Raw genomic sequence first — 20,284 nt, forward strand, 5'->3', positions numbered from 1 at the left:
TCCGACAAGCAGCACGCCGCCCCGACCTGGAAGAAGAGCTACGGCTTCCACCCGATGACCGCCTTCGCCGGCCACACCGGCCCCGGCGGCGGCGAACCCCTGGCCCTGATGCTGCGGCCCGGCAACGCCGGCTCCAACACCGCCGCCGACCACATCGAGACCACCCGCCTCGCCCTCGCCCAGCTCCCCAAGCACCTGCGGCACAACGTCCTGGTCCGCACCGACTCCGGCGGCACCCACGAGTTCCTCGCCTGGCTCACCCGCCCAGGACGATGGCTGAAGTACTCCATCGGCTTCACCATCACCGACGACATCGCCCAGGCGATCCTCAAGCTCCCGACCACCGCCTGGAGTCCGGCATACGACGCCGACCGCCACCCACGCCCAGGCGCGTGGGTCGCCGAACTCACCGGCCTGCTGGAGCTGACCGGCTGGCCCAAGGGCATGCGCGTCATCGTCCGCAAAGAACGCCCGCACCCCGGCGCCCAGCTGCGCTTCACCGACCTCGACGGACACCGCTTCACCTGCTTCGTCACCGGCACCAAAGGCGGCCAGCTCGCCGACCTGGAACTACGCCACCGCCGCCGCGCCCGCGCCGAAGACCGCATCCGCGCCGCAAAGACACCGGCTTACGCAACCTGCCCCTGCACGACTTCGCCCAGAACCAGATCTGGCTCGAGATCATCGCCCTGGCCTGCGAACTGCTCGCCTGGATGCAGATGCTGGCCCTACACGGCACCGACGCCCGCCGTTATGAGCCCAAACGCCTGCGGTTACGTCTGTTCGCCGTCGCCGGACGCCTGGTGCGCGGTGGCCGTCGCCTGCGCCTGCGCATCGCCACGCGATGGCCCTGGGCCGGCACACTCCTGACCGCCCTGGCCCGGCTCCAAGCCCTGCCAGCGCCGACCTGACCAGCACGAAACCATCCCCACGAACCAGGAAGGAACCCTCGGGCCCGTGGAACCCCGCCCACCCGGCGCGACAGCCGGGCAGCCACGCTGACCACAGCGAGGAAATCGACCTCCAGCCGAAACCTCAGCCGACCAACTCAAGGTCGAGAAAGATCGAGGTTAGACGTTCGCTGCACTGCGGAAGTGGCTTGACCTCGAAGGCGGGTTACTCCCTACATCCGTCAGGCAGGAGCCTGCCTTTCCCATACCCAGTTCAACACCGTCACCTCCCGCCCGCCTCCAGTCCATCAAGATCGAAGCCATCGCTACCGGCCGCACCCACGAAGGCGGCGCCGGCTACGCGAGGGACGCCAAGGGCGAATTGTTCCTCCTGGACATCACCAACAGGGTCGGCGAGACATCTACTACGAGCAGGGCAAGGACCGCTGTCAATGGCCTGCGAGTTCTCCCCGTAGACGGCCTGGAGATGTCCCCACTGGCGGCCACGGAGTTCTCCCCAACGGCGGCCAGTTATCTCCCCACCGTTGGTTGCTGTTGATCTAGCTGAAGGGCTTGACCCCCTGTCCTGAGGTGGCTTGGGTGAGGCGGAAGCTGTCACCCTGGGTGACCACCACGTGAGCGTGGTGGAGGAGCCGGTCGACAGTGGCAGTGGCCAGGGTCTTGGGCATGATCTCGTCAAAGCCGGACGGGTGGAGGTTGGAACTGACGGCCAGGCTGCGCCGCTCGTAGGCGGCATCGACCAGGCGGTAGAAGCCCTCGGCGGCGTCCGGGGAGACCGGCAACAGGCCGATGTCATCGACGATGATCAGATCGGCGCGGATGATGCGGGCCAGCGCGCGGGCGATGGAGTCGTCGACGCGGTGGCGGCGCACCAGGACGCCGAGGTCTTCGATGGTGAACCACATCACGGTCAGCCCGGCCTCGACGGCCGCCTGGCCCAGGGCCTCGCTGAAGTGGCTCTTGCCGGTGCCGGACGGGCCGCAGACGCATAGATTCTCGCGGCGGGTCACCCATTCCAGGCTCTTGAGCGCGTCTTGGGTGGGGCGTGGGATGGAGGAGGCTTGCTCGTCCCAGTCGCCGAAGGTCTTGCCGGTGGGGAAAGCGGCACGTTTGCGGCGGGTGTTGAGGTTGGCCCGGTCGCGTCCTGCCGCTTCCTCGGCCAGCAAGACGCGCACCACCTCGGCCGGATCCCAGCGCTGGGCCTTAGCGGTGGGCACCAAGTCGGGCAGGGCGCGGCGGATGTGCGGAAGCTTGAGCCGTCTGGTCAGCTCGATCGCCTCGGCGAGCGGATCGCCGGTGGAGGCGGGGACGGTGCGCAGCGGGGTGGCCATGTCAGGTTAAAGGTCCTCATCGTCGTGGGCGGGAGCAGACGCGGGAAAGGCGGTCGTGGTGGTGCCGAAGGCGGCCCAGGCCGAGGTTCCCGGCTGCAGACTGTGGTCTTCGCCGGCGCGGGTAGGCTCGGCGCTGGCCTGACGCGCCTGGTAGTCCAGGATGGACAGCAGATCGGCATCGGCGAACCGGCCCGTGATCGCGGCGGTGCCCAAAGCACGGTCGACAGCGGCCGGCGAGTGCAGCTTGGCCAGCGTCACGGCCTGAGCCATCTTGGCCTTGATCCGGCGAGTGCCCGCGGCTGCGGCCTCGATTAGCCAGGAGGCCGCGCCGGGGCCGAGCATCAAGAACGCGGCTTCCTCGGCGTTGCCGGCCCTCGGCCTGCGATCGGCTTGCTTGTCTTCCCGGGGCGGGTAGTGAGAATCGTCGATGACCGGCGTGCCGGCGTTGCCGCGCTGGTGCCGGGCCACCTCGCTGGTGGTGCCGTCGGCGGCGATGGCGGTGACGATCAGTTCGTCGCCGTGGAAACGAGCCCAGACCCGGGTGTCGACCAGAGGGTGCGGCACCGAGTACCGCACCCCTTCCACCGAGATGGTGCAGTCCCAGTTCACTCGCCGGGTGGTGCCGAACGCCGCGGTGAACGGCGCACTGGGCAGGGGGTGCAGCCGCTGGCGTTCCTCGGCCAGCAGTTCGATCGGCGCCCGCTTGGTCTCGCGGTGAACCCGGGTGTTGACCTCCTGGCAGAACTCGCGGCAGGCCACCTCCAGCTGCGAAAACTGAACCGCGCCGGGTTTGTTGGAGACCGGGTTACGTGGCTGGGGCGAGAGTAGCTGAGTTGATCTCTGCGCGGTAGAGGGCTTCGTATTCGGCGGGTGGAAGGTCTTGGCAGGCGCTGTGGAGGCGGCGGTTGTTGTACCAGTCGACCCATTCCATGGTGGCGATCTCGACGTCGTCCAGGCCCTTCCACGGGCCGCGGCGGTGGATCAGTTCGGTCTTGTACAGCCCGATGGTGCTCTCGGCCAGGGCGTTGTCGTAGCTGTCCCCACGGGAGCCGACCGAGCTGACCGCGCCGGCGTCGGCGAGCCGGTCGGTATAGCGAATGGACAGATATTGGCAGCCGCGGTCGGAGTGATGCACCAGCCCGTCGAGCGTGTCGGCCTGGCCGCCGCGGCGCCAGATCGCCATCTCCAGCGCGTCCAGCGGCAGGTCGGTACGCAGATGGTCGGTCAGCCGCCAGCCGACGATCATCCGGGAGAACACGTCGATGACGAATGCGGCGTAGACGAACCCGGACCAGGTGTGGATGTAGGTCAGATCGGCGACCCACAGCCGGTTCGGCGCCGGCGCGGCGAAGTCCCGCTCGACCAGGTCGGCCGGGCGCGGGCACAGCGGCTCGGCGATGGTCGTGCGGCGCTTGTGATCGCCGCGGACCGCGCCGGACAGCCCAAGCCGGCGCATCAGCCGGGCAACCGTGCAGCGCGCCACGGCCACGCCCTGGCGGTTGAGCGCCTTCCACATCTTGCGCACCCCGTACACCTCGAAGTTGTCGTTCCACAGCCGGATGATTTCGGCCGACAGCTGCTCATCGCGCTGCTCGCGGGTCGAGGGCGGCCGGTTCCTGGCGGCGTAGTACGTCGCCGGCGCGACATCGAGCACCTGGCAGATCGGCTCGACGCCGAACTGTTCGCGGTGAGCGTCGATGAAGGCCACTATCTGGGCGGTCGGGGGTCGAGTTCCCGGGCGAAAAAAGCGGCCGCCGACTTCAGGATCTCGTTGGCCCGGCGCAGTTCACGGACCTCCCGCTCGAGCTCGGCGATCCGCTGCGCATCGGCTGTCGAGGTGCCTGGACGCTGTCCTCCATCGACCTCGGCCTGACGGACCCAGCTGCGCAACGCCTCGCGGTGCACGCCGAGCTGCTGGGCTACCCGGGCGATGGCACCCGGGGCGTTAGCGGTCTGCTCGCGGACCTCAAAGACCATCCGCACCGCACGCTCGCGTACTTCCTGCGGGTACTTCCTGAGGGCTGGCATCGCGTGTGATCTCCCTTCCGCCAGCACGATCATGCTGGCTTCGGGGTCTCCAAGAAAGTCGGAGCGGTTCAAACCGCCGATACTCGCCCAGCAGGTTGACCTCGGTGGGCACCAGGTCGGCTTTGGCGATGCGCACCGTCGCCTCGCTACCGCCCTTCGACTCCGGATCGGCCGGGACGCAGGTGCGGATGGTCATCCCGTAATGCTTGGCCACCTCGACGATCTCGGCGTTGCGCACCGCGATCCCGGCGACATGATCAGTGGTGACCGTCCTTTCGTTGTCGGTCAGCGCATAGGCCGGCACCCCACCGATCCGGCGCAGCGTGGCATCCAGGCAGGCCACGACCGTCGGCAGTGTCTTGTCCCAGACCGGGATCACCACCCGAAACCGCGACCAGGCCAGCCAGGCGCACCACAACGTGGCCTGCCGCCCTGCGATCACCGGCCCGGTTCCCCAGTCCCACTGCAGCCACAGCCCCGGCTCGGTCACCCACGGCCGGTAAACCCGATGACGGCCCAGCCGGTACTGCGCCTTGGCCTCGGCCACCGTCCGCCGAGTGGTGCGCTCCCCGCCGGTGAATCCCATCGCCACGATCCGCTTGTGCACCACATCCGCGCGGATCTTCCCGCGCGAGCGGACCACCAGTTCCTCGATCTTGGGCAGGTAGGCATCGATCGCCCGTTCCCGGTGCTTGCGCTGTTCCGGCGCTTGGCCCGCCGCGCGCATCTTCACATAGCGGGCCACCGTGTGGTGGTCGCATCCGGCCAGCTCCGCCGCGGCGCGGTAACTGCCCGTGAGGTCATACGCCTCAAGAATTTCCATGATCTCCCTGCTGCTCTTCACCCGCTCGACTCTCGCCGACCGGGACTGATCGGGATCAAGCGGGGAGATATCTGGCCGTCCGCGGGGAACCTGGTGGCCATCAGCGGGGCGGTATCTGGCCGCCTACGGGGAGCTTCTCATGGCCGCCGTCAGACCGCGACACCCGGTTCGTCAACCTCGTCCGCGTCGTCGCGTCGAGGACTTCGACTGGCTGACCCGCTTCCTGCTGCGGCCCCGACTCGGGGCCAACATGCGCTCCGCGCCGATCCAGGCCGCCCTGGAGGCCGTTCGCGCCCAGCTGGCTAGCGGAACCGCTGGCGGTGACCGCCAGCCCGCCGCCTCCGTCCTCCAGCGCGCCGACGAGTCCGGCGAGGCGTTGGCCTACTGGATCTCCCGCTACGGCCGCGCCATCTCCAAGCCGATGAGGCGCGGCATCGGCGACGCGATCCTCCGCCTCGGCAATGAGTTCAACGGTGTCAAGTGGGACAGCGAAGGTAAGGGCATCACCTTCGCGGACCTGCTTAACCTCACCCACCCGGGCGACGGCAAGGGCTCTAGCCAGGCAGGCCGCTTCCAGGTCCCCTGGCGGCACGACCTATTCGGCTACATCGTCAGGAAGCCGCACGGCAAGAAACACGGCCATCCCCGAGACGCTCGGCCTGCTTACCCGCCGTCAGGCATTGCTCGCACTCCCGGTTGGCGAGCGTCGTCACGTTCTTGAAGACCCTGACATACTGCGCCGCGCCAGCATCACTTGAGAGGCGCTGGCCGGATAGGTGGGCTAATGGGCGCCTCTGGCTCGCGACGCCAGCGGGCGCACTGAGGACGACCCGATCGGCAGCGCCACCATCTCAAAGGGGTGCCGTGCACCCATCCGCAGGCCGGGTGGCCAGCGTAGAAGTCGGCCGCGTCCTCCTGGCCGTCAAGCGGACCGCTCTCGGAGCGGTAAGCCGTATGGAGCTGCTTGAGGAGCCAGCCTCCGATGTCGCCACCGGCGCCGGTGCGCCGTCACGCCGGCGACAGCCACCACGGCTGGCCGTCGCCGGCATGGGCCGGGGCGTCCACGCCGGCGGCCCAGACGTGGCGTGCACGCCCTGCCTCGGCGGTGACCGTGGCCAGGCCGCCCACGGGGACCCGTCCGACGGCGGGCACGCTCAGGCCCAGCCAAGCCGGGGGAGGTGCGTCGCCGTGGTACGTGACGGTGGCTGAGGCCCGGCGCCGATCGTGCGGTCGAATCTGACGCCGGTGGCCGGCCCTGCCGTATGTCCCTGCCGGTCACCCGCCCCTCATTTCGGACCGGTCAGCCTCGCAGGCACGTTCCTCCAGGCAAGGCGGCTTTCGCTCCGCTCACCCCGTACGGTCAAGATCTTTTGGCGCAGGAGCAGGAACGGGCGCCAAAACATCTAGCCCGTACGGGGCCGCCGCCTTGCCTTCCGTCTCTTCCACCTGCGTGTCCTCCCTCACCGAAACGCGGAACGGCCGCCCAGCAGGGGCACCGTACGAAAAGGAGCCGGACATGCGACTCAGCCTCGACCTCCCCCTCTACGCCACCGACATCACCGCCTGCACCCGCTGCGGCAACGAGGTCACCCTCCAGCACAGCTGGAAGACCCTCGACGGTGGTCGCATCTGCCTGGGGTGCGTGTGCGAGGCCGTCGAGGCCTACCGCCAGTCCACGGTCGCCGACCGCGAGATCCCCTACTAGCCCACCCGGGGCGGCGGGGGGCTCCGGCCTCCGCCGCTTCCCGTCCTGCCTCGTTTCGGAACCCGCTGGTACAACGCCACCAGGAGGAATCATCATGGCCGCAGGCGACACCGTCATCACCATCGTCGGCAACCTCGTCGACGACCCCGAGCTCCGCTTCACCCCGACAGGTCAGGCGATCGCCCGGTTCCGCATCGCCTCCACCCCGCGGTACATGGACCGCCAGAGCAACGAGTGGAAGGACGGCGACAGCCTCTTCCTGACCGCCAACGTCTGGCGGCAGGCGGGGGAGAACGCCGCCGAGTCCCTGACCCGCGGCATGCGCGTCATCGTCCAGGGCCGGCTGCGGCAGCGCTCGTATGAGACCAAGGACGGCGACAAGCGCACCGTCTACGAGATCGAGGTCGACGAGATCGGCCCGTCGCTGCGGCACGCCACCGCCCAGGTGAACAAGACCCGGCGCAACCGCCCGAACACCCCGCCGCAGGACAGTCCGTGGGAGAGCACGTTGCCCGAGCGGCCGCAGGTCAACGGCGAGCCGGTTTCCGCGGGCGCGGCGGCCGGTGACGAGCCGGACTTCTGACACCTATAGGGCCCGCCTGGCTTCCTTCCGGGCGGGCTCTTCGCCCTTGTCCCCACTCGGATCCCCTTTTCGCTCCGCCGTGCCTGCGGCCCGTCCGCCTGCCGGAGGCACGGCGGTCCGTCATGGAAGGAGAACGACCTCGATGTTGACGACCTCCACGCGCGCGGACCTGACGGATCTGCTGAACTTCGTCGGCGCCGTGCTCAACGACTCCGGCGCGGATCTGCGCCCTGCTCTGCTGCATGTCATCGCCGAGCTGGCTCGCCTGCTCAGCGACGAGATCGACGAGCGTGAGCTCGCCTGCGTGCTCGGCAACGCCCCAACGCCCGCTCCCGGCTGTTCCACGGCTTGCGGGGAGATCCTCTCCGTGCCGGGCCGCGGCTCCGCTGTCGTGCTGGCCGTCCGGGAAGGAGGAGCGCTGCTCAAGGTTCGTGTCGCTGGCGAAGTCCGCCATATCCGGCGTACGCCCGATGGGTGGGCGGACCTGTGATGTGCGTGAGCGACCCCGGCGAGCACGAGCCGCTCCCGTTTGAGGGGCACATGCTTGTGATCACTGAAGGCTGCCGGTGCGGCTTGTGGCCGCTCCTCGTCGATCCCGACCATGCCGTGTCCGTCCTGATCCACCAGGCCACCGGCACCCCGGTCGGCCCCGACGGCAATCCGGCCCGGCGCGGCGATCCCCTCGGACAGCGCCAAGCCCTGTGCCCCGCCTGCGTCCGGCTGTGCCGGCAGGCCACCGCGCAGCGCAAGCTCGTGTCCTGGCCCCGGCGGCCGTCGCCCGAAGAGCTCACATGATGCGCCACGTGGTCCAGTTCTCCGGTGGCATCGGCAGCTGGGTGGCCGCTCAGCGCGTCGCGGCCGAGCACGGGACCGACCGGCTGACCTTGCTGTTCGCCGACACCCTCGTCGAGGACGACGACCTGTACCGGTTCAACCGGGACGCCACCGCCCAGCTCGGCGTCGACCTCACCGTCGTCTGCGACGGCCGCACCCCGTTCGAGGTGTTCGCCGACGTCCGCTTCCTGGGCAACGCCAGGATCGCCCCCTGCTCGTACTGGCTGAAGCAGAAGCCCTGCCGCGACTGGCTCACCGCCCACGCCGACCCGCGGACCACCATCGTGTACGTCGGCATCGACTCCTCCGAAAGACACCGCATCCCCGGCATCCAGCGGGGCTGGGCACCGTGGCGGGTGCGCTTCCCGATGGCCGAGCCGCCCTTCCTGACCCAGGAGCAGATGCTGCAGGCAGCCCGAGCGCTGGGCGTGCGCCCGCCCCGCCTGTACGAGCAGGGCTACCGGCACAACAACTGCGGCGGCAGTTGCGTACGGGCCGGTCAGCGGCAATGGCTGCACCACCTGCGCACGCATCCCGACCGCTTCCTGCGCGCCGAGCACGAAGAAAACCGGCTGCGCGCCGAACTCGGCGACGTCGCCATCCTCAAGCGACGACGGCACGGCGTGACGCGCCCGTTGCCGCTGGCCGAGCTACGCCGCCGCGCTCAGGCAGCCTGACCTTCGCCGCTGGCTGAGTCCCCGGCCGGTTGTCCTGTGCCGGATGGTCCCGCGCTTGCTTGGGCCTACCACGGAACCCCGGCGCGGGGCGCGGTCACGAGAGCCCGGCCGTCGCGGTCGGCCCCCGCGCCGGGAACCCGTGGTCGATGCGGCCCAAGCGCGGGCCACCCCCGGCCCGCCGCACCGGCCCATCGAAGGAGAACGCGGTGACCGACGACACCGCCGCCCTCTGGCGGCACATCGAGATTGTCCTGGACCGCTCCGGGTCCATGCACCCGATCACGGCCCAGACCGAGGCGGGCCTGCGCGCCTTCCTGCAAGCGCAGCAACAGGTGCCCGGCCGCACCACCGTCACCCTGTACCAGTTCGACGACGTCGGCGAGCTCGTCTTCAGCAACGTGGAACTGGCCGAGGTGCCGGAGATCCGGCTGCAGCCGCGCGCTGCCACCGCCCTGTTCGACGCGATCGGCGACACCATCGAGCGGGCCCGCACCCTGGTGCTGGCACTGCCCAAGCCGGAACGCCCTGAGGAGATCATCACGGTCATCCTGACCGACGGCGCGGAGAACTCCTCCCACCGCTACGACGCGCCGCGCCTGCGGGCCTGGATCGAGGAACTGCAGGCCAAGAAGCGCAAGTGGGTGTTCGTCCTGCTGGGCGCGGGCTCCTACGTCACCAGGCTCGCCGGCATGCTCGGCATCCGGCAGGAGACCACCATCCACTACGACCACGACCTCAGCCAGACAGCGCTGTCCACCGCCGGCGAGATGGTCCGCCGCGGCAGCCGCAGCGGCCGGTACGGCTTCACCGACGAGGACAGAACCGCCACCCGGCACTGAGCCCCGGGGGTGTGCTGGCGGTCGCGATCACCAGCGGCCGTCAGCATGCCCTCGCTCCACGCCGCTGATATGGCAGCCCTCCTCAGGGCGCCGGGGTGCGGCATCCGGGCAGTATCGGGCTTCTCCTTTCCGGCTTCGCAGCCTGCGGCACTTTGGCGCGCCCCGCGACCGTCCTCTCGCCCCGCTCTGCGGGTCCCAGTGGCGAGTTCTGCCTGCTTCAAGATCTTTTGCTGGCGCAAAACTTCTTGAAGCAGGCAGAACCGAACGGTCGCGGGTCGCTTCGCCGTGCCGCGGTCGGCTCTTCGCCGGAAGGGGGAAGCCCGCCGCCTCGGCCCGGGCCCTCACCTCTCAAGCCCTCTTCCGGCAGTCCATCCATCAGCACGGGAAGAAGGAGAGCTCTCCATCATGCTGCCCGAGGTGAAGGCGTTCTTCGACGCCATCGACGACCAGAATCTCCGCATCGAGACCGACCGCGTGTATCGCGCACATCCGGTTCCGGACTGGGACCACACCATGGCTCCAGACCAGGTCGAGGCCTACTTCGAGGCCGAGGACAAGCGCAACGCCGCCGTGCGCGAGCTGGAGAAGGCGCATAAGGCCAAGCAGGCTGAGGCGTACCAGAAGCTGGCCGCCTCCGAGGACCCGCTGGTGCGCTTCCTGCTCACCGACCCGGAGGTGCGGGCCTACCCCCAGCACGTGCACGTCGTGCTGCGGGCGCTGCCGATGAGCCGTGAGGAGATGGAGGAATTCGGCGACCGACAGGAGTGGTGCCACGAGTTCGGGCGCCTGTTCAAGCACGCGGAAAGGGCCGGTGTCCTGCCCGAGCCGGCCCCGGACCTGGCCGACATCGAGCCGCTGGTGCGCGAGGCCGCGAACCGGTTCGGCACAAATGAGCGCCGCCTGCGCACCCTCGTCAAGAAGCACCTGCCCGACATCCTCGCCAGCGCCTCGGCCAAGGCCGCGCAGCGAGCGCCGGAGGCACTGCCGACGACCGCGTAGGGACGGCCGAGGGCGGCGTGGCGGACGGTACGAGCCCGCCACGCCGCTTCTGGGCAGCGCCGAACACGGCAAGGCCGTACTTTCAGGCCTTGTCCGTGTCGGCGCCAAGCTCGACGCCCAGCCTCTCCAGCCGGGAGCGGATGGCGCCGCGGCTGCGGCCGAAGACCTGCATCAGATCCCGGACGGTGGTGCCAGGAGCCGCGGCCAGGTCTTTGAGCCGCTGGTCATCGTCGGGAGTCCAGGGGCGGTGCGAGTTGCTGTGCGTGTGCCGCCGCTCCTGCAGCGTCAATGTCCGCCGGTTTCCGGCGAGCGCGGCCTGGCCGCCGGCCAGCAGCTGGACGAGCACGGGCAGGTGGGCCGCCGGGATGGGCTCGGCTGTGCTGAAGTCGGCGAGCAACTGGCCGTCGGCGTCGTTGCCGCGCAGCTCGATGTGCAGCCGATCACCCTCGACGGTCAGGGTCAGCTCGTAGCGGTGACCGTCCTGGTCGGCATGCAGACGTACCTGGGACAGGGAGGCGGACACGGGATCTCCTTCGAGTCAGACGGGGCGAAGGGCTCACGGACGCGGCCGACCACGGGCGGCGCCAGGCCGGCGCCGCCCGTCCTCTCCCGGACGGCCAACATGATTTCGAAGCGCTTGAGCTTCACTCACCTGATTATCGAACAGATGCGCCAGAAGGTCTCACCATTAACCGCAAGGGAAACCCCACACCCCGGGCGAGAAGGGCAAGCCCGCCTGCCCGGCGCGACATCGACGCATTGTGGAGCACGCTGCGGGGAAGAGCCGAGACCACAGGAGACCGGTGTTCGACCGGACCCTGCAGGGCGCCTGATCGTCCAATCCCAGCAGATCCAGGAGAGCCCACCTCCTCGTTGACCTGGACGCCGAAGTGGACCGGGCGGGCGAAGGCTGGTTATCCGGACCGGCTGGCCGCCGTTGGAGCGGCCGGCCAGTATCGGGGCGCTTGAGGCTGCGCTCTTCCCTCGTCGCTCAGTCGCTTCGCTCCATCGCTCCTCAGTCCAGAGCACAGCCCGCCCCTCCAGGCCGGCCGCCCCTACCGCGCGCCGCCGTACTTCGGGTTCGCTGGGCGCCGTCGTCCCTGCCCGCCGACCCGGACCGACCTCGCCGTAGCGGGCTCGGCAGCCCAGATCTTCCGCGCACAGGGCGCTCGCTACGCTCGCCGCGCACACGATCGGCCTGCGGCCGACCCTGTGCGCGGCGCACTCCACTTCGGCGCAACTGCGGCTCCGCTGGCGCTCCGCCTCCGTTACGCCTACGCTCCGCGCGACACCTCGCCGTCCCTTGCGGTCCCAGCCCGGGGCGTACTCACGAGCCGGGTTCCCCGCAGTCGTTTCCACGGACCCGGCTCGTTCAGCGGCGCACCGGGCGCGGCCCGCCCCCGTGCCCCAGCAGCTCGCCTCTGCCTGGCCGGCTCTCGCCAGCGGCCGCCTGCCCGCGACCCTCCCGCTGGCGGATCCTGGGGGATCTCTCCGCGTCCCCCGGGCTGGTGTCCCGAGCAGGTCAGCCTCGCAGGCCGTCACTGCGGACAACCCACCCGTTCAAGATCTTTTGCTGCGCAAAACATCTTGATGGGCAAGTTGCCCTCCGCTCCTTCGCCTGCGAAGTCGCCCTCGCCGGGACACCCCCGGCGGGCGCCGCCCACGCGAGCGCCCCCTCCGCAGACAGGAGCCCCTCATGCTCAGCGCATCCTTCCCCGCCATCGCTCTCGATCCGGGCACTCTCATCGCCGCAGCAGGCGTCGCCCTCAGCGTTCTCGCACTTGTCGCGTTCGGCGCCGCCATCGTCAGCATCCGACGCGACGACCGCCGCGGCGTTCCTGCCGCCACTGCCACCTGCCCGCGCAGGTTCAGACGACGTGTGCTGGGTACCCGCATCTCATCCGATCGATAGGCCGCAGCCAGCCGGGCAGCTCCGGATCACTCAGCTGCCCGGTCGCAGGCCGGGTGCATCACCAGCTCGCCGCCGGAGACGCCCCAGACAGGGATCGGCTGACGGGCAACTTCTTCTCCAACCGAAAGCGGGTGGCACCACGGGGAGCGCCGTGCTCGTGCGCCATGCCCCGGAGAGGATCGTCGCCCCTGCGCCGCGACCTCAGGCGCACATCGTCCTCCGCCATCCACCACCCGTATCGACGTGCCTGGGCCCGCTACCGCTCTATCGCGGTGACCAGGCGCGGTGCCGGCACGCCGGTCAGCCCCGAGCCGGGGCGCACCGACGACCGCCGGGCGCCGTCGAAGGACCATCCGACGACGGCGAAAGCGCCATCCCGGCCACGAAAGAGCGCACGCTCAGCGCCATCCGCGCAAACCGTCCGGCTGAGCGGCCGCGGCGGCCGCTCAGCGAACTCCTGGAGCACCCGAACAGCGGTGGCTGGCCGCCGTAGGAGCGGCCGGCCTGTATCGGGGCGCTTGAGGCTGCGCTCTTCCCTCGTCGTTCAGTCGCTTCGCTCCTTCTCTCCTCAGTCCAGAGCACAGCCCGCCCCTCCAGACGGGCCGCTCCTAATGCGCGCCGCCGTACGTTGGTCCCGGCGAGCGCCGTCGTCCCTGCCCGCCGACCCGGACCTACCTCGCCGTAGCGGGCTCGACAGCCCAGATCTTCCGCGCACAGGGCGCTCGCTATGCTCGCGTCGCCCACGATCGGCCTGCGGCCGACCCTGTGCGCGGCGCGCTCCACTTCGGCGCAACTCCGGCTCCGCTGGCGCTCCGCCTCCGTTACGCCTACGCTCCGCGCGGGCCTCGTACCCGAGCGGCCCGGTGCCATCCATGCCACCAGGAGCGGCTTCGCACCCGGAGTCGTCCTTGGGGGCGGACACCACGTCGAGGATCCTGCCGCGCCTCCGTTCAGCTTGAGGCGCCTTGACCAAAGAGCCGCCATCACCAGGCACGCCATCACGGGCCTTGCCCGCCAGCACGGAGCTTCTGCGTCGCCGCACGCGGCCAATCAGCTCCTTACCGGATTCCTACGCCTTTCCGTTGATCCTGAGGAGGAATGGACCAAGGTATCTGCGATCGGGGAGGTGGATCGCGTTGGCTTGGGTGAGCGTGATCGCCCCCTCCATGGAGCAGGTGGAGTACCGGCTGCAGGCCGGCGCCGGGTGCGGCGCCCGCCGCGATGACGACCAGGCCCAGGGCGCACCGCAGCAGCCGCGCGAGCGGCTCACCTATCGGCTGGCCGACGAACGCGGGCTGATGTGGATCGGCCAGGGCTTGGGCGAGTTCGGGATCATCCCGCAGACTCCGCTCACCCCCGACCAGTACGCCACCGCCCGCGCGCTGATGAACGGCGTGCATCCGTGGAGCGGCGAGGTCCTGGTGCCCGCCAAGCACGCGGTCGACCCGCGCGCCAAGCTGCCCGCCGCACCGCTCCTGGCGGCGTTGGAAGCGGCCGCGGCCGAGCAGGGCACCACGGTGCAGGAGCGGTTATCCGACCGGCCCGCGGTGGCCAGGCGCGTGGCCCGCATGGCGCGCGGCATCTCCCGCCAAGGCGAGGCGCACCTCATGACCGTCACCGAGATCGAGCAGGTCGCCCGCGCCGCCGACCTCGACGTGGGGGAGGCGTACCCAGCCGACGAACTGGCCGTCGCACGCCGCTGGCGCACCTCCCGGGTACGCGTCGGCAACCGCGGCTACGACCTGACCCTGGACGTCACCAAGAGCCTGTCGGTGCTGTACGGGCTGGCCGGAAGAGAGTTCGCCGCTGAGCTCGAGACGGTGTTCGCCGACGCCGTGGTCGAGACGGTGGGAGCGGTGGAGGGCTGGGCCGCCTACGGGCTTCGCGGCCACCAGGGCGACGGCCAGGTAGCCGAGCGGGAGGAGTCGACCGGGCTGCTCGGATGGGTGATGTGGCACCGTACCGCCCGGCCAGTGGACGGCGCGGCACCCGACCCGCACCTGCACGCCCACGTGACCATCGCCAACCTGGTGCGCGGCCGCGGCGACGGCCGGTGGTCGGCGATCGCCGCCGGCGGCCGGGACATCCATCGGCACGCGCACGCCGCCGACGCCCTGCTCAAGGCCCGCATCCGCCGCGTCCTGACCGAGCGGTACGGCATCTCCTGGATCCGGGACCCGCACACCGGCGCCTGGGAGATCGCCGCTATCCCCGAACGGGTACGCGTCCTGTTCTCCAAGCGGGACGGGCAGGTCAAGGAGCTGCTGGCCCAGCTCGGCAAGCCGTATGAGCAGGCCTCGCGCCGGGCTCGCAAGGTGGCTGCCGCCGAGAGCCGCCAGCACAAACGAGACGACGTCGGGGACGTGGACCTGCGCGCGGACTGGCTCCGCCAGCTCTCAGCCGAGGGCATCGACGCGGACACGCTGATCCAAGCCTCCCAGCAGAGTGCCGCCCTGCCGCCGCGGCCGAGCACCGAACAGATCGCCGCCTGGATCTGGCGCGCCGGAGGAGGATTAACCGCGCATCGCAAGGTGGTGACCCGCGCCGATGTGCTGGCTGCGGTCATCGACGCGCTGCCCGACGGGGTAGCGGGCGTGGCCGATGCCGAGGCGCTCACCGACGAGGTCCTGCGGCACGCGCCCGCCGTGGAACTACCGGAATCCGGGCCGGGCCACCTGAGCAACGCCGAGCGTTTCACCTCCCAGGACGTCCTGGACGCCGAGAACGCGATCCTGGCCAGCGTACGACGCAGGTACGGCAGCGGCGTAGCCGTTCTCGACGCCCGGACGGTGCGCATGGCCGTCGACGCCTTCGAGGTCGGCAACGCCGTGGAGCTGTCCGGCGAGCAGCGAGCCGCTGTGGAGCGGGTGCTGGCCGGCGGGCACGGTGTCGAGGCGATCATCGGTGTGGCCGGCGCGGGCAAGACCACGCTCATGGCGGCCGTCAAGACCGCGTTCGAGGCGCACGGCCTCGTGGTGCGCGGCGCGGCCACCGCCGCAGTGGCGGCCGCGAACCTGACCGCCGAATCCGGCATCGCCTCACACACCGTCGCCGGCTGGCTGCGCCGCATCCGCGATCCCGACCGGCGAGGGCTGCGGGGTGTGGACGTGCTGGTGGTCGACGAGGGCGCGATGGTGGACGATCGCGAGCTGGCCGTGCTGCTGCAGGAGGCCGAACGCAGGGGCACCAAGATCGTGCTCGTGGGCGACCCGCTGCAGTTGCGCGCGGTCGGCGTCGGCGGCGGCTTCGGCGCGGTGCACCGCCAGATCGGCGGGCTGATACTGCGGCACAACCGCCGCCAGCGGGATCCGCTGGAACGCAAAGCCCTGGAGCTGTGGCGGGCCCACCAACGAGGTGAAGCCCTGTACGTGTGGAGCCAGGGCGAGCGGGTGCGTTTCGGGCGCGGCGCCGACGACACCATGGCCCGGCTGATCGCCGACTGGGCCGAGGCCAGGCAGTCCTATCGCACCGGTGACCGCGAGGCGGTGCACGACGAACTCGGCGACGTGCTGGTCCTGGCCGGCACCAACGAAGCCGTCGAACGGCTCAATCTGGCGGCTCGGGCTCTGCGGCGCGAGTTCGGCGAGATCACCGGGCCGGAGCGCACCTACCGGATCGCCGGCGGCCGTAGCATCACTCTGGCCGTCGGGGATCACGTCCGCGTACGGCGCAACGACTACCGGGCCCGGCGCGGCGAGGGCGAGCTCAACGTGCTCAATGGCTACCGCGGCACAGTGGTGGCCATCGACGCGCGCCACCGGGTCCAGGTCGAGTGGCGCCAGGCAGGCCCCGACGGGCCTGCCCTGGCCACCGAGTGGATCAGTCGGCGGTTCATCGCCGAGGGTGGTCTGTCGTACGGGACGGCGATGACGGTGGCCGCCGCGCAGGGGCTGACGACCGAGCACGCCCTGATCTACGGCATGGGCCTGGACCCGCACACGCTGTACTCGGCGATGGCCCGCGACCGCGCCACCGCCCGCCTGTATCTGCCGCTGGAACTGCTGGAAACCGACGCCGATCGCGCGCGTCACGGCGAGGTCAGGGGAGAGGACCATGAACTGCAGCGGGCGATGGAAGCCTACGCCGCCACCCTGGAAGGCGACCGCACGGACAAGCTCCTCACTCCCGAGCCCGAGCCGGTCGCCCCGCGCCCGGCCGGCGGACGGGAGAAGGAGATCAGCCGCGAGCATGCGGCCGACCGGGAGGTGTCTCGCGATGACGACGTCCCTGCGAGGGCTGGTGACGGCCAGCCGCGCGATGCTGAGCGTGAGGCGCTGGTCGCCGTGCGGCGGGCGGCGGCGGCCCTGGCGTTGGCCCAGTCGCGGTACGGGGTGGGCCTGCTCGCCGAGAGCGAGCTCCAGATGCGCCTGCACGAGCTGGACCGGCAGATCGCCGTCGCGGAAGCCGAGATCCGGGCCGCCGAGCGGGACCGGCGCCGGCTCGCCGAAGCCGGCGGCGGCCCCATCGAGAGCCGGCTGATCGCCAAGCGCGATCATGCGGCCGAGCAGGTCCGCAGAATCGAGGCGGCATCGTCGGCCGCCGAGCGACTGCATCAGGCCCTCGCCGCGGCGGCGGACGGCCGCCAGCTCGATGAGCTCCGTCAGCGTGAGCACGACCTCGCCGGCGAACTCGGCAAGCTGCGGCCGTGGCAACGGGCACGCCGCCGCGAGTTGGAAACTGAGTTGGCGGGCGTGGCGGACCAGCGGACGCAGCACCGGCAACGACGTGACGTCCTCGCCGAGAGCATGCCGGAGCTGCGGCAGGCCGCCCAGGAGGCGGCGGAACAGGCACCGCCGAAGGTCACCTGGCCGCTGGTACGGCGCCGTCGCGACGACCTGGATCGAGACTTCACCGCTGCTCAACGAAGTGCTCGTGCTCAGGATGTGGTTGATGCCGGGCGGCGGGAGGAGGCCGCCCGCGGGAATCGTGTGCTGTTGCGGCGCCAGCATGCTGCTGTGGAGCAGGAAGTCGCCCGGCGCAGGACGCTGTCTCCCGAGCGACGCAGTGTTGAAGCTGCTGTGCGCATAAAGCAATCCGCGGAGGCTCGCTCCGGGCGATACGTGGACCAGCCCCGTGACCTTCATCCCGAACGCGAGATGGAAAGTGCCCGTGGCCCGATCGAGAAGAAGCGAACCGTGATCAAGGGACACGATAGGTGACTGGTCTGATACTGCGCCAAATGCGTCCTGGTCGCTGGCCGAAAGGAAGGCGCCGGACTCTTTCGACGGCTGACTGTCGCTGTGCCTCCTACCGTGCGCGCGCCCGGTTCCGCGCCGAGGGAATGCGTACGGAGCGTAACTCGCCCGCTAGAGCCGGTGTCCAATTTGTGATCATTGCGGATCTTGTCGGGTTGGACCGGTTTTCTTACGTTGATCTTAGCTAGACGATCAACTTCGAGCCGCAGCAGGAACGTGGAACGCGCGGTGACGAGTGACGGTCGATGTCCTAACGTCCGTTGTGGTTCGGAGTGTGGTGGCGCATGCGCCGGGTTTTGTCATGGCGTCGTTCTGTAAGCACTGTTGTCGCGCTGGCCGGTATGACGCCGGGCTTACTCATCTTGCCCGCCTACCCGGCCACGGCGACCTCGGTGACGGCGCTGGCCAACGATGTCGCGGCTTCGCCGGTGGTTCCGCAGCAGATGCGCGGCTCGGCGCAGAACCTGCCGTCGTTGCTGCCTGCAACGCAGTTGGAACAGGTGGCAGAACCCGGGGGTGGGTGGAAGGCGCAGGTGCAGCCTCCCGAGGGGGCTGTGCCCGCCGAAGACCGAACCCAGGACACGGGTACTCAGACGGATGAAGACCTGCCGGCGGGGGTGCGCAACGCCGAACAGGCCGAACGCGCTGTGCTGGCGGTGCCGAGCCTGGTGGACGTCTACCCGAAGCAGGGTTATCTGGTCGACGTGCTGAGGCCGACGTTGCGGGCGTGGGGGAGCAGCAACAACGGCGGTTCGGCATTGTCGTACTCGTTCAAGATCTGCGATGTGGAGGCGATGTCCGGCTCCGGATGCACCGATTCGGGATACGTGTCCGGCAACCGCAACAACTGGCAGGTGCCGGCCGGGAAGCTGGCGTGGGGCAAGCAGTACTGGTGGCGGGTCACCATCCGCGACCCCTACGACTTCTCCACGACCGACTCGCCGCTGCTGACCTTCACCACCGGTGTGCGCCAACCGGTGGTGTCGTCGCTGCTGGCCACTCCGGGCGCCGGAGGGCAGGAGTTCAACCAGCAGACCGGTAACTACACCGCCACCTTCACCGACCTGACCGTGGCCACCGCAGGACCGCCACTGTCGGTGGTGCGCACCTACAACAGCATGGACCCGCGCACCGATGGCATGTTCGGTGTGGGCTGGTCGACCCGCTGGGACATGAAGGTGGCCAAGGAGGTACGCGGGGCCTCGACCTCAGCGCTGGTAACCTACCCGGACGGGCGTCAGGTGCGGTTCATCTCCAACGGGGACGGCACCTTCCAGCCGCCGCCCGGCATGTACGCCACCCTGGCCGAGGAGAGCGGCGGCGAGTGGCGGCTGATGGACAAGAGCGCCACCACCTACCTGTTCAACTCCTCCGGCAAGCTGACCGAGATCAAGGATTCGCGGGAACGCACCCAGACCCTGACCTACGACGTCGGCGGCAAACTCACCACGGTCAGCGGGGTGGGCGGCCGGTCGATCACGTTCACCTGGCAGGGCGACCAGGTGGCCTCAGTCTCCAGCGACCCGGTCGGCGGGCAGCCGCTGACCTGGACCTACACCTATGACGCGGGCCGGTTGGAGCAGGTTTGCGCGCCGGTGGCGGCACCGAACTGCACCACCTACGCCTACGGCAGCGGGTCGTTGTATCGCAGCCGGGTGCTGGATTCCGACCCGTTCGGCTACTGGAGGCTGGGCGAGGCATCCGGCACCACCGGCACCGACCTCGGGTCCGGCGCCGGAGATCTGACCTACCAGGGGGTGACGCTGGGCCAGCAGGGCGCCCTGACGGGCACCACCGACACCGCCGCCACCTTCCAGACGGGCTCGATCGTCAAGCTGCCGTCCAACACGATCCCGCACCTGGGCGATCAACTGTCAGTGGAGGCCTGGTTCAAGACCAGCCAGTCCGGCGTGCTGGTCGCGGCCGGCACCCAGCAGACCGGCGACCTCGCCCGCGGCGCGATGCTGTACGTGGGCACCGACGGCAAGCTGCGCGGCGCGCTGGACGCGGTCATGACCCCCATCACCTCCACCGGCACGGTGAACGACGGCCAATGGCATCACGTGGTGCTGACCGTGGCCGGTGAGGATCAGACGCTGTATCTGGACGGGCAGCAGGCGGGCACCACCACCGGCGCCGGCACGGCGTGGCGGACCTACGCCACGATCGGCAACGGCGTCACCGATCCGGCCAAGTCGCCGGCGGTCCCCTCCGGGGTACAGGCGTTCCCGTTGCAGGGCCAGATGGACGAGGTCGCCCTCTACGGTAAGCCGTTGACCGCGGCCGAGGTGCAGGCGCATTACGCGGCCCGAGCGGGGGCGACGCATCAGTTGTCGACGATCACGCTGCCGTCCGGGCGGGTGTGGGCGTCCAACACCTACGACGGCAAGACCGACCGGATCGCCACCCACACCGACAACCACGGCGGCACCTGGCAGATCGGCGAC

Annotated in this window: 14 protein-coding genes, 3 pseudogenes and 1 other annotated feature; of the genes and pseudogenes, 11 read left to right on the forward strand and 6 right to left on the reverse strand. The window is 70.0% G+C overall.

The window, feature by feature from the left end:
• Positions 1-911, forward strand: a pseudogene (locus tag OUY22_RS27345) (IS1380 family transposase); the annotation flags it as partial.
• Between the two features lie 539 nt (positions 912-1,450).
• On the opposite strand, the gene istB reads toward OUY22_RS27345, so the two are convergent.
• The 4 genes and pseudogenes from istB to OUY22_RS27365 form a co-directional block, all read right to left on the reverse strand.
• Positions 1,451-2,242 (reverse strand): IS21-like element helper ATPase IstB, encoded by a 792-nt coding sequence (gene istB / locus OUY22_RS27350; RefSeq protein ID WP_270158048.1) that lies wholly within the window; start codon positions 2,240-2,242, stop codon positions 1,451-1,453.
• Between the two features lie 6 nt (positions 2,243-2,248).
• Positions 2,249-3,016: pseudogene (locus OUY22_RS27355) on the reverse strand (Mu transposase domain-containing protein); the annotation flags it as partial.
• Between the two features lie 31 nt (positions 3,017-3,047).
• A protein-coding gene (locus OUY22_RS27360) for an IS3 family transposase (RefSeq protein WP_408638210.1) occupies positions 3,048-4,270 on the reverse strand; the annotation gives its coding sequence in 2 pieces (ribosomal slippage) (positions 3,048-3,991 and positions 3,991-4,270; 1,224 coding nt in all).
• Positions 3,879-3,992: a sequence feature (AL1L pseudoknot), on the reverse strand. Its footprint overlaps the gene before it by 114 nt.
• Positions 4,271-4,316: 46 nt before the next feature.
• A pseudogene (locus OUY22_RS27365) lies at positions 4,317-5,114 on the reverse strand (DDE-type integrase/transposase/recombinase); the annotation flags it as partial.
• Positions 5,115-5,232: 118 nt separating this feature from the next.
• On the opposite strand from OUY22_RS27365, the gene OUY22_RS27370 reads away from it, so the two are divergent.
• Positions 5,233-5,814, forward strand: a complete 582-nt coding sequence (locus OUY22_RS27370; protein WP_270158049.1) for a hypothetical protein — start codon at positions 5,233-5,235, stop codon at positions 5,812-5,814.
• Positions 5,815-6,101: 287 nt separating this feature from the next.
• Here OUY22_RS27370 and OUY22_RS27375 read toward each other — a convergent pair whose 3' ends face one another.
• Positions 6,102-6,245, reverse strand: a complete 144-nt coding sequence (locus OUY22_RS27375) for a hypothetical protein (RefSeq protein ID WP_270158050.1) — start codon at positions 6,243-6,245, stop codon at positions 6,102-6,104.
• 364 nt (positions 6,246-6,609) lie between these two features.
• Here OUY22_RS27375 and OUY22_RS27380 point away from each other — a divergent pair, with 364 nt between their 5' ends.
• The 7 genes from OUY22_RS27380 (at position 6,610) to OUY22_RS27410 (ending at position 10,730) form a co-directional block, all read left to right on the forward strand.
• On the forward strand, positions 6,610-6,798 hold the full coding sequence (locus tag OUY22_RS27380) for a hypothetical protein (RefSeq protein ID WP_270158051.1): 189 nt from the start codon (positions 6,610-6,612) through the stop codon (positions 6,796-6,798).
• 94 nt (positions 6,799-6,892) lie between these two features.
• Positions 6,893-7,381, forward strand: coding sequence for a single-stranded DNA-binding protein (locus OUY22_RS27385; protein WP_270158052.1), 489 nt, complete (start codon positions 6,893-6,895; stop codon positions 7,379-7,381).
• A 142-nt stretch (positions 7,382-7,523) separates the two neighbouring features.
• Positions 7,524-7,871, forward strand: coding sequence for a hypothetical protein (locus OUY22_RS27390; RefSeq protein WP_270158053.1), 348 nt, complete (start codon positions 7,524-7,526; stop codon positions 7,869-7,871).
• 50 nt (positions 7,872-7,921) lie between these two features.
• Positions 7,922-8,176 (forward strand): hypothetical protein, encoded by a 255-nt coding sequence (locus OUY22_RS27395; RefSeq protein ID WP_270158054.1) that lies wholly within the window; start codon positions 7,922-7,924, stop codon positions 8,174-8,176.
• Positions 8,173-8,892: an adenine nucleotide alpha hydrolase family protein gene (locus tag OUY22_RS27400; protein ID WP_270158055.1), complete on the forward strand. Its 720-nt coding sequence runs from the start codon at positions 8,173-8,175 to the stop codon at positions 8,890-8,892. The genes OUY22_RS27395 and OUY22_RS27400 overlap by 4 nt, the downstream gene beginning before the upstream one ends.
• A 206-nt stretch (positions 8,893-9,098) precedes the next feature.
• Positions 9,099-9,731: a vWA domain-containing protein gene (locus tag OUY22_RS27405; protein WP_270158056.1), complete on the forward strand. Its 633-nt coding sequence runs from the start codon at positions 9,099-9,101 to the stop codon at positions 9,729-9,731.
• A 405-nt stretch (positions 9,732-10,136) separates the two neighbouring features.
• Positions 10,137-10,730 carry a hypothetical protein gene (locus tag OUY22_RS27410; protein WP_270158057.1) on the forward strand — a complete coding sequence of 198 codons (594 nt, stop codon included), beginning with the start codon at positions 10,137-10,139 and terminating at the stop codon, positions 10,728-10,730.
• Positions 10,731-10,812: 82 nt separating this feature from the next.
• Here the strand turns inward: OUY22_RS27410 and OUY22_RS27415 are convergent, their stop codons facing one another.
• Positions 10,813-11,253 carry a hypothetical protein gene (locus OUY22_RS27415; RefSeq protein ID WP_270158058.1) on the reverse strand — a complete coding sequence of 147 codons (441 nt, stop codon included), beginning with the start codon at positions 11,251-11,253 and terminating at the stop codon, positions 10,813-10,815.
• Between the two features lie 2,534 nt (positions 11,254-13,787).
• On the opposite strand from OUY22_RS27415, the gene mobF reads away from it, so the two are divergent.
• Together mobF and OUY22_RS27425 are read left to right on the forward strand one after the other, a co-directional pair.
• A complete protein-coding gene (gene mobF / locus OUY22_RS27420) occupies positions 13,788-17,801 on the forward strand; it encodes a MobF family relaxase (protein ID WP_270158062.1) in 4,014 nt (1,337 codons plus the stop codon).
• A 428-nt stretch (positions 17,802-18,229) separates the two neighbouring features.
• On the forward strand, positions 18,230-20,284 hold a 2,055-nt coding region (locus tag OUY22_RS27425; protein ID WP_270158059.1), incomplete at its 3' end, for a LamG-like jellyroll fold domain-containing protein.

Origin of the sequence: Nonomuraea corallina (genome assembly GCF_027620315.1) — a bacterium.
Lineage (GTDB): Bacteria > Actinomycetota > Actinomycetes > Streptosporangiales > Streptosporangiaceae > Nonomuraea > Nonomuraea corallina.

What these genes read in the sequence shown, in the direction of transcription:
- istB (WP_270158048.1), bottom strand. Translation starts at nt 2,242, where the DNA reads ATGGCCACCCCGCTGCGCACCGTCCCCGCCTCCACCGGCGATCCGCTC.
- OUY22_RS27370 (WP_270158049.1), top strand. Translation starts at nt 5,233, where the DNA reads ATGGCCGCCGTCAGACCGCGACACCCGGTTCGTCAACCTCGTCCGCGT.
- OUY22_RS27380 (WP_270158051.1), top strand. Translation starts at nt 6,610, where the DNA reads ATGCGACTCAGCCTCGACCTCCCCCTCTACGCCACCGACATCACCGCC.
- OUY22_RS27385 (WP_270158052.1), top strand. Translation starts at nt 6,893, where the DNA reads ATGGCCGCAGGCGACACCGTCATCACCATCGTCGGCAACCTCGTCGAC.
- OUY22_RS27390 (WP_270158053.1), top strand. Translation starts at nt 7,524, where the DNA reads ATGTTGACGACCTCCACGCGCGCGGACCTGACGGATCTGCTGAACTTC.
- OUY22_RS27395 (WP_270158054.1), top strand. Translation starts at nt 7,922, where the DNA reads ATGCTTGTGATCACTGAAGGCTGCCGGTGCGGCTTGTGGCCGCTCCTC.
- OUY22_RS27400 (WP_270158055.1), top strand. Translation starts at nt 8,173, where the DNA reads ATGATGCGCCACGTGGTCCAGTTCTCCGGTGGCATCGGCAGCTGGGTG.
- OUY22_RS27410 (WP_270158057.1), top strand. Translation starts at nt 10,137, where the DNA reads ATGCTGCCCGAGGTGAAGGCGTTCTTCGACGCCATCGACGACCAGAAT.